The sequence below is a fragment of the Streptomyces sp. NPDC060205 genome (assembly GCF_042728395.1).
Lineage (GTDB): Bacteria > Actinomycetota > Actinomycetes > Streptomycetales > Streptomycetaceae > Streptomyces.
Genome location: NZ_JBHWZP010000246.1, coordinates 1 through 14073, shown reverse-complemented (window position 1 = coordinate 14073; position 14073 = coordinate 1). Strand labels below are relative to the sequence as shown.

15 protein-coding genes are annotated in these 14073 nt (G+C 69.2%); 6 read left to right on the top strand and 9 right to left on the bottom strand.

Annotated features, from left to right (window positions below; all coding sequences use genetic code 11):
* Positions 1-137 precede the first annotated feature (137 nt).
* The gene (locus ACFWGJ_RS32180) at positions 138-1034 is read right to left on the bottom strand and encodes a D-alanyl-D-alanine carboxypeptidase family protein (RefSeq protein WP_387331733.1); all 897 of its coding nucleotides are present in this window, start codon (positions 1032-1034) and stop codon (positions 138-140) included.
* A 203-nt stretch (positions 1035-1237) separates the two neighbouring features.
* Between ACFWGJ_RS32180 and ACFWGJ_RS32175 the strand changes: the two genes are divergently transcribed.
* Together ACFWGJ_RS32175 and ACFWGJ_RS32170 are read left to right on the top strand one after the other, a co-directional pair.
* Positions 1238-1900 carry a GntR family transcriptional regulator gene (locus tag ACFWGJ_RS32175; RefSeq protein ID WP_387331731.1) on the top strand — a complete coding sequence of 221 codons (663 nt, stop codon included), beginning with the start codon at positions 1238-1240 and terminating at the stop codon, positions 1898-1900.
* A complete protein-coding gene (locus tag ACFWGJ_RS32170; RefSeq protein ID WP_387331729.1) occupies positions 1897-3216 on the top strand; it encodes a nitrate/nitrite transporter in 1320 nt (439 codons plus the stop codon). The genes ACFWGJ_RS32175 and ACFWGJ_RS32170 overlap by 4 nt, the downstream gene beginning before the upstream one ends.
* A 155-nt stretch (positions 3217-3371) precedes the next feature.
* Here ACFWGJ_RS32170 and ACFWGJ_RS32165 read toward each other — a convergent pair whose 3' ends face one another.
* Entirely contained in the window at positions 3372-4196 is an 825-nt protein-coding gene (locus tag ACFWGJ_RS32165) for a maleylpyruvate isomerase family mycothiol-dependent enzyme (RefSeq protein WP_387331728.1), read from the bottom strand.
* A 154-nt stretch (positions 4197-4350) separates the two neighbouring features.
* Here ACFWGJ_RS32165 and ACFWGJ_RS32160 point away from each other — a divergent pair, with 154 nt between their 5' ends.
* Positions 4351-5145: a carbon-nitrogen family hydrolase gene (locus ACFWGJ_RS32160; RefSeq protein WP_387331726.1), complete on the top strand. Its 795-nt coding sequence runs from the start codon at positions 4351-4353 to the stop codon at positions 5143-5145.
* A gap of 156 nt (positions 5146-5301) precedes the next feature.
* On the opposite strand, the gene ACFWGJ_RS32155 is transcribed toward ACFWGJ_RS32160, so the two are convergent.
* Together ACFWGJ_RS32155 and ACFWGJ_RS32150 are read right to left on the bottom strand one after the other, a co-directional pair.
* Positions 5302-5790, bottom strand: coding sequence for an LURP-one-related/scramblase family protein (locus ACFWGJ_RS32155; RefSeq protein ID WP_210881515.1), 489 nt, complete (start codon positions 5788-5790; stop codon positions 5302-5304).
* Complete coding sequence (locus tag ACFWGJ_RS32150) at positions 5787-6776, bottom strand: GlxA family transcriptional regulator (protein ID WP_381833570.1); 990 nt, start codon at positions 6774-6776, stop codon at positions 5787-5789. Before ACFWGJ_RS32150 ends, ACFWGJ_RS32155 begins: the two co-directional genes overlap by 4 nt.
* Before the next feature lie 53 nt (positions 6777-6829).
* Here ACFWGJ_RS32150 and ACFWGJ_RS32145 point away from each other — a divergent pair, with 53 nt between their 5' ends.
* The gene (locus ACFWGJ_RS32145) at positions 6830-7228 is read left to right on the top strand and encodes a cupin domain-containing protein (protein WP_387331723.1); all 399 of its coding nucleotides are present in this window, start codon (positions 6830-6832) and stop codon (positions 7226-7228) included.
* Between the two features lie 21 nt (positions 7229-7249).
* On the opposite strand, the gene ACFWGJ_RS32140 is transcribed toward ACFWGJ_RS32145, so the two are convergent.
* Together ACFWGJ_RS32140 and ACFWGJ_RS32135 are read right to left on the bottom strand one after the other, a co-directional pair.
* Positions 7250-7615, bottom strand: a complete 366-nt coding sequence (locus ACFWGJ_RS32140; protein ID WP_387331721.1) for a DUF397 domain-containing protein — start codon at positions 7613-7615, stop codon at positions 7250-7252.
* 8 nt (positions 7616-7623) lie between these two features.
* Positions 7624-8388, bottom strand: a complete 765-nt coding sequence (locus ACFWGJ_RS32135) for a helix-turn-helix domain-containing protein (protein WP_387331719.1) — start codon at positions 8386-8388, stop codon at positions 7624-7626.
* A 317-nt stretch (positions 8389-8705) separates the two neighbouring features.
* Here ACFWGJ_RS32135 and ACFWGJ_RS32130 point away from each other — a divergent pair, with 317 nt between their 5' ends.
* On the top strand, positions 8706-9152 hold the full coding sequence (locus ACFWGJ_RS32130; RefSeq protein ID WP_381832719.1) for an ATP-binding protein: 447 nt from the start codon (positions 8706-8708) through the stop codon (positions 9150-9152).
* A gap of 122 nt (positions 9153-9274) precedes the next feature.
* Here ACFWGJ_RS32130 and ACFWGJ_RS32125 read toward each other — a convergent pair whose 3' ends face one another.
* The 3 genes from ACFWGJ_RS32125 to ACFWGJ_RS32115 form a co-directional block, all read right to left on the bottom strand.
* On the bottom strand, positions 9275-9526 hold the full coding sequence (locus tag ACFWGJ_RS32125) for a DUF6458 family protein (protein WP_384803686.1): 252 nt from the start codon (positions 9524-9526) through the stop codon (positions 9275-9277).
* 191 nt (positions 9527-9717) lie between these two features.
* Positions 9718-11016 (bottom strand): M18 family aminopeptidase, encoded by a 1299-nt coding sequence (locus ACFWGJ_RS32120; RefSeq protein WP_387331717.1) that lies wholly within the window; start codon positions 11014-11016, stop codon positions 9718-9720.
* A gap of 325 nt (positions 11017-11341) precedes the next feature.
* Positions 11342-13168 (bottom strand): acyl-CoA dehydrogenase, encoded by a 1827-nt coding sequence (locus ACFWGJ_RS32115; RefSeq protein WP_387331715.1) that lies wholly within the window; start codon positions 13166-13168, stop codon positions 11342-11344.
* 274 nt (positions 13169-13442) lie between these two features.
* Between ACFWGJ_RS32115 and ACFWGJ_RS32110 the strand changes: the two genes are divergently transcribed.
* Positions 13443-13940 (top strand): SseB family protein, encoded by a 498-nt coding sequence (locus tag ACFWGJ_RS32110; protein ID WP_384803677.1) that lies wholly within the window; start codon positions 13443-13445, stop codon positions 13938-13940.
* Positions 13941-14073: the final 133 nt, after the last annotated feature.

The window sequence follows — 14073 nt, the reverse complement described above, 5'->3', positions numbered from 1 at the left end:
CCTTCCTGGCCTGCTGAGCAGTGACGTAGCGAGCAGCTTCCGGCTGGCTGAGGTTCTGACCCAATCCACAGTTTTGCCGCTTGCGCCCTATCTGAACACCGGCGCGCGGAACGGCGCAATCAGTTCAGCTGGGCCGGTTACTTGGCGAAGCCGTAGTTCATCAGCTTCTTCGCGTCCGACTCGCGGGCCGAGATGGACGTGGACGCCAGCACCGTACCGACGACGGTCTTGCCGTTGCGCGTGGCGGCGAAGACCAGGCAGTACTTGGCCTCCGGGCCGGAACCGGTCTTCACACCGATCGAACCGGAGTAGCTGCTGAGCAGACCGTTGGTGTTGGTCCACGGCGCCATCGTGCGGGTGCTGCCGGTCTTCGTGATGGTCTTCGCCGTGTACTTCTTCGTCTTCACGATCGCGCGGAAGTTGGCACTCTTCAGCGCGCTTCGGGTGATCTTCGTGAGGTCACGCGGCGTCGAGTAGTTCGAGCCGTTGCCGATGCCGTCGAACGAGTCGAACTTCGTGTTCGTCAGGCCCAGGTCCTTGGCCTGCTTGTTCATCTTGCCGATGAACGACTTCACTCGGGCGGCACGCGTCGAGCCCGAACCGAACTTGTCGGCGAGGGCGTACGCGGCGTCGCAGCCGGACGGCAGCATCAGGCCGTACAGCAGCTGGCGCACGGTGACCTTGTCGCCGACGATCAGACGGGCCGAGGAGGCCGTGTTGGCGACGATGTAGTCGCTGTACGCCTTCTGGATGGTGACCTTGGCGTCCAGGTTGAGGTTCGGCTGGGACAGCACGACCTTCGCGGTCATGATCTTCGTGGTGGAGCCGGTGGAGCGGCGGGTGTCCGCTGCCTTGGTGTAGAGCGACGTGCCCGTGCCGTTGTTCATCACGAAGCCGCCCTTGGCGGCGATCGTGGGCTTCGTGAGGGCTTGCGCGGGCGCCGTGCCGAGGGCACCGGTCGCGAGCACGGCTCCGGTGGTGAAGACCACTGCGGCAGCTCTGCGGACACGCGTGCCCTTAATGGCAGTTATCAAGTCGATTACCCCGATTACGTTGGAAACACCGAACTGGTGTCAAATGCCCCAAGAGGGCGCCCACTTGGCGGTGGCGCCTTCTCTTCAGACACACGAGTAGCACAAAAGGATGTGCAGTTTCTGAAGCGGGGTGCCCCTTTTTACCTCGTCCATATCCTGGACCGCCCGAGACGATGCGTACGTGTTGTATCTATGCTGTGCGCATGCCTTCCGCCCCGTCCCCCGCCGTGAAGTCGCCGCCCGCCGCCGAACGCGTATACGCGCACGTCAAACAAGCTGTGCTGGAGCGCCGGTACGAGGGCGGGACCCTGCTCACCGAGGGCGAGCTCGCCGACGCCGTCGGTGTCTCGCGGACGCCGGTGCGCGAGGCATTGCTCAAACTGGAAGTCGAGGGGTTGATCCGGCTCTACCCGAAGAAGGGAGCCCTCGTCCTGCCCGTCTCCGCGCAGGAGATCGCGGACGTGGTGGAGACCCGGCAGCTCGTCGAGGCGCACGCGATCCGCAAGGCGGTGCCGGCCTCGCCCGCGCTGATCGAGCGCCTGACCGAACTCCTCGCGAAGCAGCAGGACCAGGCCGCCGCCGGTGACCTGGCCGGAGCCGCCGTCACCGACCGCTGCTTCCACGCCGAGATCGTCCGCAGCGGGGGCAACGAGATCCTCTCCCGCCTCTACGACCAGCTGCGCGACCGGCAGCTGAGGATGGGCGTCGCCGTGATGCACGCCCACCCCGACCGGATCACCAAGACGCTCACCGAGCACCAGGAGATCCTCGACGCGCTGCGCTCCGGCGACGCCGAGGCGGCGGTCGACCTGGTCCACCGCCATGTCAGCTGGTTCTCCAACCTCGCCCGGGGAGACGTCCGATGAGCTCGTCCTCGTCGTCCTCGTCGTCCTCGCTGAGCCTGCCCGGCGATCCGCCGGGCGGGCGCCGGGCCGTCACGGTCTGGTCCGTCGGCGTCTCCGTCTACTTCGTCGCGGTGATCTTCCGTACGTCGCTGGGGGTGGCCGGCCTCGACGCCGCCGACCGCTTCCACGTCAACGCCTCCGCGCTCTCCACCTTCTCGATCCTCCAGCTCCTCGTCTACGCGGGCATGCAGATACCCGTCGGCCTGATGGTCGACCGGCTGGGCACGAAGAAGGTGCTGACCCTCGGCGTCGTGCTGTTCACGATCGGCCAGCTGGGCTTCGCGTTCTCACCGACGTACGGAACGGCGCTGGCCTCGCGCGCACTGCTCGGCTGCGGTGACGCCATGACGTTCATCAGCGTGCTGCGGCTCGGCTCGCGCTGGTTCCCGGCCCGGCGCGGACCGATGGTCGCCCAGCTCGCCGGGCTGGTGGGCATGGCGGGCAACCTCGTCTCGACGCTCGTCCTGGCCCGGTTGCTGCACGGAGTCGGCTGGACGGCCGCGTTCGCGGGCAGTTCGGTCGCCGGTGTCGTCGTCCTCGTCCTGATGCTGGCGTTCCTGAAGGACCACCCCGAGGGACACGAGCCGGAGCCGTTCCCGCACCGGGGAGCCGCGTACGTACGCCGTCAGATCGCCGCGTCCTGGCGGGAGCCCGGCACCCGGCTCGGGCTGTGGGTGCACTTCACGACCCAGTTCCCGGCGATGGTGTTCCTGCTGCTGTGGGGGCTGCCGTTCCTCGTCGAGGCCCAGGGCCTGTCCCGCGCGACGGCCGGCGAACTCCTCACCCTCGTCGTGCTCTCCAACATGCTCATAGGCCTGGTGTACGGGCAGATCGTCGCCCGGCACCACGCGGCGCGGCTGCCGCTGGCGCTCGGCACGGTCCTGTCCACGGCGATCGTGTGGGCCGCCACGCTCGCGTACCCCGCCGAGCACGCGCCGATGTGGCTGCTGATCGTGCTGTGCGTGGTGCTCGGCGCGTGCGGGCCCGCCTCGATGATCGGGTTCGACTTCGCCCGGCCGGCGAATCCGCCCGAGCGGCAGGGGACCGCCTCCGGGATCACCAACATGGGTGGGTTCGTGGCGTCCATGACGACGTTGTTCGCGGTGGGGGTGCTGTTGGACGCGACCGGGGGGAGTTACGGCGTCGCGTTCTCCGCCGTGTTCGTGCTGCAGGCGCTGGGGCTGAGTCAGATTCTTCGGTTGCGGAGGCTTGCGGCTCGGCGGGAGCGGGAGCGGTTGGTTGCGAGCCGGGTGGAGACGGTGCACGTGCCGGCGTAGGGGGGTGTGCGGGGGTTTTCGCCCCCGCCGCCCCTACCCTTCCCGTCACTGCATGGGGGCTGCGCCCCCTCGCCCCCCTTTGTCCTCAAACGCCGGACGGGCTGAAAGTGACGCGGGACGGGATGAAAATGTCGCGAGCCGGCTGGGAATCAGAACTACGGCGTGACCGTGAAGTTGTGGAGGATTGCTGCCGTGAGGTCCGGGTCGCCCTCTGTTTTGAGGCGGTCCGCGACCGCTTCCGGGGTTACGCGGCCGCAGGCCAGGCGGACGTAGGTCTCCCAGTCGAGGGCGAGGGTGGCGGCCGGGCCGAGGGAGGGGGAACCGTCTATCGAGCCGACACCGTCCGCGTCGACGCGGACCGTGCGCAGGAACTCGACGGGGCCGTGCACGTCGAAGACGATCGCCGAGTTCGCCGGTGCGCCCGCGTCCTTGGCGACGACCTTGGGGAGCCTGCTGAGCAGGACGTCACGGGTGACGTACGCGCCCGGGGAGTCGAGGTTGCCCGGCCGGCCGAGTGTGATGCGCAGGTCCTGTTCGTGCACCCAGAGGTCGAACGCCCGGTTGCGCATGGACTCTTCGAGGGTGACCTCGGTGCCGAGCGGGCCGCGGACCAGCGCGTCGGGCTGGCGGGACTCGTTACGCAGCTGACGGTTGCGGCGGATGACCGTGTACTCCAGCTCGGAGGTCATCTCCGGAGCGGTGTGGTGACGGCGGACGTCGACCTGCATCTCCATGTACCGCTGGTGCTCGTTCGTCACGTGGTACAGGTCGCGGGGGAGCGTGTGGATCGGCCGGGGGTCGCCCAGCGCCTCGCAGTCGAGGCCGATCACATGGGAGACGATGTCGCGCACCGACCAGCCAGGGCATGGAGTCCGCCGGTTCCATTCACCCTCCACCAGCGGCGACACGAGATCGGATATCGCGTCGATGGAGTGCGTCCAGGCGTCGGCGTAGGACTGAAGGCTGGGATGCAGACTCACGGAACGGGACCCCTCGGGCGGTTGGGCGCGGGCAGAACACAGGCTGCGGGTGTCTTGGGACGCTAAGTTACGCTGCTGTGAGGCACCCCGGCAGTGCTTTCGTGTGACGATCGTAGGCCCGTATCAAAGCCTCGAATGCCAGGACGGTGGTAGTGTGCGCGCCTCTCTCCTCCAGATCGCTGTGGACGAGGCCGAATCGGTCGACGCCCGCAGGCAGCGCGTCGCCTCGCTCGTACGGCAGCAGACCGGGTCCGACCTGGTGATCCTGCCCGAACTGTGGACGACCGGCGCCTTCGCCTACGAGTCGTTCGACACCGAGGCCGAGCCGCTCGAAGGGCCCACTCATGAAGTGATGGCCAAGGCGGCGAGTGACGCGGGCGTGTGGTTGCACGCCGGGTCGATTCCCGAACGGGTGACAGGTGAGGGGCTCTACAACACCTCCCTCGTCTACTCGCCGTCCGGTGAACTCGTCGCCACGTACCGCAAGATCCATCGCTTCGGCTTCGACAAGGGCGAGGCCGTGCTGATGGGTGCCGGCTCCGAGCTGGTCACCGTGCCGCTGCCGGACACCACGGTCGGGCTGGCCACCTGTTACGACCTCCGCTTCCCCGAGCTCTTCCGGGGGCTCGTCGACGCCGGGGCCGAGACGCTCGTCGTCTCCGCGGGGTGGCCCGAGCGGCGGCGCTCGCACTGGACGCTGCTGGCGCGGGCGCGGGCCGTCGAGGATCAGGCGTATGTGCTTGCCTGTGGGACCGCGGGGGTGCATGCGGGGGTGCCGCAGGCGGGGTATTCGATCGTGGTCGATCCCTGGGGGGAGGTTCTCGCCGAGGCGGGGGCCGGGGAGGAGGTCCTTGTGGTGGACTTCGATCCCGCGCGGGTGGGGGTTACGCGGGAGCAGTTTCCCGCGCTGAAGGATCGGCTGCTGGGGGGCGCGGTGCCGCGGCGCTGAGGGGGTGCCGGGTTTTTTCGCCCCCGCCGCCCCTACCCGTTCCCGTCCACGTATGGGGGCTGCGCCCCCTCGCCCCCCTGTCGCGCTGCGCGCTCGTCCTCAAACGCCGGACGGGCTAGTAGTTAGCCTCCGGGGGTTCGGGGGCTGGCCCCCGTGTCAGTCCGACTCGGCCTCCGCCAGGTGGATCACGCACACCGCCACCGCGATCAGCAGCGCCGGATCCGCGTCGTCGCGTACGACCTCGACGCCGTACGTCTCGCGCACCCGCAGCCACCGGCGCGAGATGAGGGCGAGCAGTTCGCCGTCGTACTCGACGACGAACTCCCGGTCCAGGATCTTGCCGCTGACGTCCAGCTCGGTACCGTCCGCGAGCGTCACGCGATAGTGGTTGCGCAGCAGCGACAGCCGTTTGCGCCGGATGGTCGCCAGCGGTTCGCCGTCCCGCTCGACGACCATCGTGTCCCGCAGCGCGAGCATCTTCTTGTGGATGTCGATCAGCACGCGCCCCTGCCGGTCCTTCAGCTCGAAGGTGTCCCGCAGCCGCATCGCCTTGCCGTCGACGAGGAAGGCCTTGCGGCCCTGCTCGTCCTCGATCCAGTAGTCGTCACCGAAGCCCAGGAGCCGGTCGCGTACGAGGAATCTCATGCCTCTAGCGCTTCCCCGGCGGACGGTCCGAAACGCCGGCGGTAGGCCGTCGGGCTGAGTCCCGTCTCGCGCCGCAGGCGGGCCCGCAGGTTGGCGGCGGTACCGAGGCCGCTGCGCTGCGCCACGATGTCGAGCCGTTCCTCGCCGCGTTCGATGAGCCGGCAGGCCAGGGCGACCCGCTCGGCGGTCAGCCAGGCCAGCGGGGTCGTCCCGAGCTGGGCGCGGAAACGGCGGTGCAGTGTGGCGGGGCTGACGGCCGCGTGCGCCGCGAGGTCCGGGACGGTGAGGGGTTCGCCGATCCGTTCCCCGGCCCAGGCGAGCAGGGGTGCCAGGGACTCGTCGGGTACGTCGGGGAGCGGGCGTTCGGTGAACTGCCGCTGTCCGCCGTCGCGGTGGGCGGCGAAGACGAGGCGTCGGGACACGGCGTTCGCGATCTCGGCGCCGTGGTCGCGCCGGACGATGTAGAGCCCGAGGTCGAGGGCTGCCGCGCTGCCCGCCGCGGTCAGGACGTCTCCCTCGTCCACGAACAGCACGTCCGGCTCCAGGAGGACCTTCGGGTGCAGTTCCCGGAAGAGGCCGGCCCAGCGCCAGTGGGTGGTGGCCCGGCGCCCGTCCAGGATCCCGGCCTCGGCGAGCGCGAAACTCCCGGTGCACAGGCTCACGACGCGGGCGCCCCGCGCGTGGGTGCGCCGGACGGCGTCGAGGACGGCTTCGCCGCGCGGTACGACGTTGTCGGGGCGGCCTGGGACGACGAGGGTGTCCGCGCTGTCCACCGCGTCCAGTCCTGGCACGCCGCTCAGGGTGAAGAAGCCGTGGTTCATCCGGATGTCGGGGGTGGGCGTGCACAGCGTCAGCTCGTACAGGGGGTTCGGGAGGCCGAGTTCGGGGCGGGGCAGCCCGAACAGCTCGGTCGCGACGCCGACCTCGAAGGGGTTGGTGCCCTCGTCGACGATCACGGCCACGCGATGCGAGGATCCATGCGGCATGTGCGATTTCTAGCACTGGTCCGAGCCGTGCGCCATCGCCGACGATGAGCGGTATGAGCGCACGTACGGAACCTGTTGCCCTGTCCGCCGCCCTGGCCTCGTTCACCGAGCGGTGGGGTCCTCGCATCGTCACCGCGGTCAACGACTACGACGTCCGCGTGGCCAAGGTCGAGGGTGAACACCTCTGGCACGTCCACGACCACACCGACGAGTTCTTCCTGGTCCTGGACGGCGAACTGCACATCGCGCTGCGCGAGGCGGGCGGTGAGCGGACGGTCGTCCTGCCCAGGGGCAGTGTCTTCACGGTCCCGCGCGGCACGGAGCACAAGCCGTACGCTCCCGTGCCGACCGAGATCCTCATGCTCGAACCGACCGGCACGTCCACGGTCGGGGACCGCCACGACGAGGTACCGGCCCATGTGGACGAGACGACGGGCCACGCGTTGAGCTGACCCGAGCCGTCACTGCCCTGCTCACTGCCGTTTCACTGCCGTGAGCAGGGCGTTCAGGGCGGTGGGGGTGGGCGAGAGGACGGTGGCTGGGGTGTCGCTCTCGCGGAGGTGGAGGGTGGGGGTGGCGCATATCTCCAGGCAGTCGTTGTCCGCGTCGCCTGCGGAGTACGAGGACTTCTGCCAGTGGGCATCGGAAGACCTGCGGGGCGCATATTTCACCGCCGTGAGCAGCGCGTGCAGGGCGGCGGAGGTGGGCGAGAGGATTGCGGTCGGGGTGTCGCTCTCGCGGAGGTGGAGGGTGGTGGGGGTAGCGGATATCTCCAGGCAGTCCTCGTCATCACCGCCTCCGGAGAACGTCGACTTCTGCCAGTGGAGGTCGCGAGCCATGGGGCCCTTCAGAGCTCTCGGGTGATACGGCGGATGAGGTCGAGGGAAGCGTCCTGAGTCAGGGCGGCGTTGTCAACGCTGGCGAAGCGGGCTTGGTAGCGTCCCAGTTGGGCTGGGGCATCGATGAAAACTGCTCCGTGCGAGGAGTCGATTTGCACCGTGTCCAGGCGTGGAACGACTCCGCCGACGTACTGCATGGAGTGTCCCGCACCGGCGAAGCCGTCTGCTGTGAACGGGATGACGCGGATCGTGACGGTCTCCCTCTCGGCCGTGAGGAGGATGTGCTCAAGCTGCGCGCGGGTGACTCTCGGCCCGCCGACACGCATACGTAGTGCGGCCTCGTGGATGATCACGTCGTACGGCGTGCCACGCTCAAGTACGTGCCTACGCCGCATCCGGAACCTGACGCGAGCTTCGCGGTCATCATCCGGAAGATCCGGTTGCACGAAGAGCGAAGCCGCACGCACGTGTTCTTCCGTCTGCAGGACGCCGGGGATGTGCACAACCTGGAACGTGCGTACGTACGACGCATGGTGTTCCAGCTCCGCGAGATCGGGGGCCGCAGGAGGCAGAACGCCGCGGTACTCCTCCCACCAGCCCTGTCCCTGCGTGTTCGCCATCTCCGCCAGCGCGTCGACGAGTTGGGCATCGTCACAGGCGTAGATATGGGCGAGTCTGCGCAGCCGCGCTTCGCTGATGCCGTTCTTCCCGGCCTCGATGTTGCTGATCTGCGCCTGGCTCGTGCCGAGGAACCCGGCCGCGTCGCGGGACACCACACCTGCGGCCTCGCGCAATCTGCGCAGCTCGGCGCCGATACGCAGCTGCCGCGCGGTGGGGGCTGTCCTTGGTGGCATGGCGTCTTCCCTGTCGCGTGAGAGTGGAGTTCGTCCGACGAGGTTGCGTGGGTGTAATTATCACCGCTACCGTCGTCATCGTACTCACGGAGAGTGCCCATAAGGTCACTCATTCGCAACTCCCGTACGCCAAGACCCCGTTGGAAGCGCCACCCCGGCCGGTCGACCCCGGGGCGCCGGACAGCAGCGCGGCCGGGCCTGCGTGAACCCCTCACCCCCACCGGAGTCGATACCCCATGCCCTCGTACACCCTCATCTGCCCACCGCGCGACACCTCCCCCCACATCGCCCGCGAGTTCGTCGCCACCGTCCTGCGCGTCCTGGAACTGGACCACGGCCTCGTGGACGACGCGATCCTCTGTACCTCCGAACTCGTCACCAACGCCTGCGTGCACGCCAAAGGCGACGGCACCGTGCTGTGGCTGGCGGTGGAGGAGGGGAAGGTGCGCGTGGTGGTGTACGACGGGGATGAGAACCCGCCGGTGATAAGGGAACTGTCGGCCGAGACCTGGGAGCGCGGCGGTGGCCGGGGCCTCTACCTCGTGGACAGCCTCACGGAGGGCCGCTGGGGCCACGGTCCGGACATCCCGTACGGCGGGCAGACCCACCCGGAGGGCAAGGCGGTCTGGTTCGACCTGCCCGTACCCGTACCCGGATCCGTACCGAGTTCGGCGGCACCATGACCGGGCTACGGCTACGGCGGGAGCGGGGCCCGGAACCCGTCGGCCCGCCGCCCCGGCCCTTCGTCACCTCGGGCGACGCCCGCTCGCCTCGGACGACATGTATCAGACGGCGCGTACGCCGGTCAGCCGCCGTAACCGTCGCTGTAGCCGCTGTGGTTGTGGTGCCGCTGGTCGTCGATCACCGTGGTGGTCGGCGGCGCCACCACGGCGCGCCGACGCCTGGCGATACTGCTGAAGGTCGCCACGCCGATCAGGCCGACGATCATGAAGATGACGCCGACCAGGTCGAGGTTGACCCCCTGCATGTCCCAGTCGGTCGCGAACGTGAGGATCGCTCCTGCGGCGATCAGAATGATGCATCCGCCCAGGCCCATTGGATGTCGCCTCCTGTTGCGCACGGTCTCGTGCCGGGCCCGGAGACCGTACGGTCCCGGGCCCAGTGCGGGTACCCGGACCCGGCCCCTCCATGCAGCGGCGGACGAGACGTCAGGGAAGCGGCGTGTGACCGACTCGCCGATCGGACCTGCCAGTTGGGGATTCCCAGGAGGTACCCCGGGGGGACCGCCTAGCCCTCCAGGAACGCCACCAGCGCGTTCGCCAGCAGGAACGGGTCGGCCGCGCCGCACAGTTCGCGGGCGCTGTGCATCGACAGGATGGCCACGCCGATGTCGACCGTCTTGATGCCGTGGCGGGCCGCGGTGATGGGGCCGATGGTCGTGCCGCAGGGCATGGAGTTGTTGGAGACGAAGGTCTGGAAGGGCACCCCGGCCTTGTCGCAGGCCGTGGCGAAGACCGCGCGGCCCGAACCGTCCGTGGCGTAGCGGTTGTTGACGTTCACCTTGAGGATCGGGCCCTCGCCCGCGCGCGGGTGGTGCGTCGGGTCGTGGCGCTCCGCGTAGTTCGGGTGCACGGCGTGGCCCGTGTCGGAGGAGAGACAGACCGTGCCGGCGAAGGCCCGCGCCCGGTCCTCGTACGAGCCTCCGCGCGCGAAGACCGAACGTTCCAGCACGCCGCCGAGCAGCGGGCCGTCCGCGCCCGTGTCGGACTGCGAGCCGTTCTCCTCGTGGTCGAACGCCGCGAGGACCGGGATGTACGGCAGGGGCTCCTCGGAGGTGGCCACGGCCGCCAGCGCCGCCGTACCGGCGTGCACGGACAGCAGGTTGTCCATGCGCGGGCCCGCGACGAGGTCCTTGTCGCGGCCCAGGTAGGCGGGCGGTTCGATCGAGTGGACCATCAGGTCCCAGCCGACGGTCTCGCCCTCGGGGATGCCGGCCTCCTGCTCAAGGAAGCGGATCAGATCGCCGTCGTGCACGTCGTCGCCGAGCCCCCAGACGGGCTGCAGATGCCGCTGCTTGTCGAGCTTGAGGCCCTCGGCGGTGACGGAACGGTCCAGGTGGATGGCGAGCTGCGGCACCCGCAGCAGCGCGCGGTCGACGTTCACGAGCCGCGTCGAACCGTCCCGCAGCGACAGCCGGCCGGCCAGTCCGAGGTCGCGGTCCAGCCAGGAGTTGAGCAGCGGGCCGCCGTAGACCTCGACCGCGACCTGTCTCCAGCCGTGGCCGCCGCTGTCGGGGCGCGGCTTCACGCGCAGGTTGGGGGAGTCGGTGTGCGCGCCGACGATACGGAAGGGGGTGTGCGGCTCGGCGCCCTCCGGCACGTACCAGGCCACGATCGCGCCGCCGCGCAGCACGTACTTGCCGCCGGTGGTCCCGTCCCACGCGTCGGTCTCCGCGACCTGGCGGAAGCCGGCCTTCTCCAACCGCTCGGCGGCGTTCGCCACCGCGTGGTACGGGGACGGGCTCGCCGCCAGGAAGGACATGAGGTCGTCGGTGTGTCCGCGGTCGAAGCGGGGGGGTGTGCGCATGGGTTCACCTTAACGACGGACGAGGGCCCGCTCCCTTGGATGGGAACGGGCCCTTTGGCGGGGAAGGGGCGGGGTGCGCTGTCGGGTGCGGGCCGGTGGGGGTCGGCCGCGCAGTTCCCCGCGCCCCTGGAGGGCGGGGCTGCGCCCCTGCCCCGTGTCGGCTGTGGGGTCGGGTGCGGGTCGTGTGTGGCTGGTCGCGCAGTTCCCCGCGCCCCTGAAAGGCTGGGGCTGCGCCCCAGCCTTTCAGCCCGTCCGGCGTTTGAGGACGAGGCCGTTCAGGCCGATTCGGGGGTCCGGGGGCGGCAGCCCCCGAGGTAAGCCCCGCTCAGAACGCCGCCTCGTCCAGGTCCATCAGGTCCAGCTCGACCGCCTCGGCGAGCTTGCGCGCGCCCGTGACGCCCGGCAGGACGTTCGCGGCGAAGAAGGTGGCCGCCGCGATCTTGCCGGTGTAGAACGCCCGGTCCTTCGCCGAGGCCGTCTCCAGCTTCTCGGCGGCGACGGCCGCGCCCTTCAGGAGCAGGTAGCCGACGACGACGTCACCGGAGGCCATCAGCAGGCGGGTGGTGTTCAGCCCGACCTTGTAGATGTTCTTGACGTCCTGCTCGGTCGCCGCGAGGTCCGTGAGCATCAGGCCGACGATGGCCTCCAGCTCGACGGCCGCCTTGGCGAGGTGCTCACGCGCGCCGGACAGCTCCTCGCCGCCCGTGCCGAGCGCCAGGAACTTCTTGATGTCCTCGGCGAGCGAGTTCAGCGCGGCGCCCTGGTTGCGGACGATCTTCCGGAAGAAGAAGTCCTGGCCCTGGATCGCGGTCGTGCCCTCGTACAGCGTGTCGATCTTCGCGTCGCGGATGTACTGCTCGATCGGGTACTCCTGGAGGAACCCGGAGCCGCCGAACGTCTGCAGCGACTGGGCGAGCTGCTCGTAACCCTTCTCGGAGCCGTAGCCCTTCACGATGGGCAGGAGCAGGTCGTTGAGCGCTTCGAGGGCGGACGCGTCCTCGCCCTCGGCCTCCTTGACCTGGATCTCGTCCTGGATCGCGGCGGTGTGCAGCACCAGCGCGCGCATGCCCTCCGCGTACGCCTTCTGCGTCATGAGCGAGCGGCGCACGTCCGGGTGGTGCGTGATGGTGACCTTGGGCGCGGTCTTGTCCATGAACTGCGCGAGGTCGGGGCCCTGGACGCGCTCCTTGGCGTACTCCAGCGCGTTCAGGTAGCCCGTGGAGAGCGTGGAGATCGCCTTCGTGCCGACCATCATGCGGGCGAACTCGATGATGCGGAACATCTGGCGGATGCCGTCGTGCTTGTCGCCGATGAGCCAGCCCTTGGCGGGGTGGCGGTCGCCGAACGTCATCTCGCAGGTGTTGGAGGCCTTGAGGCCCATCTTGTGCTCGACGTTCGTGGCGTACACGCCGTTGCGCTCGCCCAGCTCGCCGGTCTCGAAGTCGAACTCGTACTTCGGTACGAGGAAGAGGGACAGGCCCTTGGTGCCGGGGCCGGCGCCCTCGGGGCGGGCGAGCACGTAGTGGAGGATGTTCTCCGACATGTCGTGCTCACCGGACGTGATGAAGCGCTTCACGCCCTCGATGTGCCAGGAGCCGTCCTCCTGCTGGACCGCCTTGGTGCGGCCCGCGCCGACGTCCGAGCCGGCGTCCGGCTCGGTGAGGACCATGGTGGAGCCCCACTGCTTGTCCACGGCGATCTTCGCGATGTGCTTCTGGACGTCGTTGCCCTCTTCGAAGAGGATGCCCGCGAACGCGGGGCCGGAGGAGTACATCCAGACCGCCGGGTTCGCGCCGAGCACCAGCTCCGCGTACGCCCAGATCAGGGAGCGGGGCGCGGTGGTGCCGCCGATCTCCTCGGGCAGGCCGAGCCGCCAGTACTCGGAGTCCATGAAGGCCTGGTAGGACTTCTTGAAGGACGCCGGGACGGGCGCGGTGTTGGTCTCCGGGTCGAAGACCGGGGGGGTGCGGTCGGCGTCCGTGAAGGACTCCGCCAGCTCGTTCTCCGAGAGGCGGGTCAGCTCTTCGAGGATGCTCTTGGCGGTCTCGGTGTCCATCTCCGCGAACGGGCCGGTGCCGTACAGCTTGTCGCGCCCGAGCACCTCGAAGAGGTTGAACTCGATGTCGCGGAGATTCGACTTGTAGTGCCCCATGGCGACGGCTCCGTTAAGGGATCGGGGAGGTGGTCAATCCTCGTACCTGGTCGGGCTACGTGGTGCGAACCACGGTTCGCGGCCGGCACGCATCTGGTTCACGTACCAACTAGTAGCTACGATGATGCTACCCGTCGGTAATAAGAAGCAACCCCTGATTGTCCAAGTGTGAGCAGGGTCTACATTCGGCTGCGAGTCGGCGCGCCTGCCACCTGTTCGAGGAAATCCGGCCGGGACGACCTTGGGCCCCCGTGCCGTCGGTACTCTTGCCCCCATGTACGGCTACGACCAGAACGTGGGACCGGGGCAGCAGCAGTACGCGCAGCCCCAGCCGCCGCCGCAGCAGCAGATGCCCGGTGGGGTCGGCGGGGTCGGCGGGTACGGCCAGCAGCCGCCGCTCTACCCGGAGCCGTCGCCGCCGTCGCTCGCGGACGCGGTGCGCGCGTTCACCACCGGGTCGCTGACCCCCGAGGACTTCCAGCAGGTCTTCGCCACGTCCAAGGTCTACTGCCCGCGCGGCGACAATCCCGGCTTCCTGGCGCTGCACAACACGCAGCAGCCGGTGATCCCGATGTTCACCTCGCTCAAGGAGCTGCGCCGGTACGCCGGCAAGGAGTCCAAGTACTTCGTGATCACCGGGGCCGAGGTGATCGACCTGCTCCCGACCGGCTACGGCTTCGTCCTGGACATGGAGGGCGAGCACCGCATCGTCTTCGACGCGAAGGCGGTCGAGCAGATGGTGGACTTCGCGATGCGCCGCATGTACGGCTGACGCTCCGCGGACGGGATCGGGGTGGCTCGGGTGCGTTGTCCGCCGCGGGCCGGTGGGGGTCACCCGCGCAGTTCCCCGCGCCCCCAAAGGCAGAAGCAGGGGCGCAGCCCCGCTTTTGAGGGGCGCGGGGAAC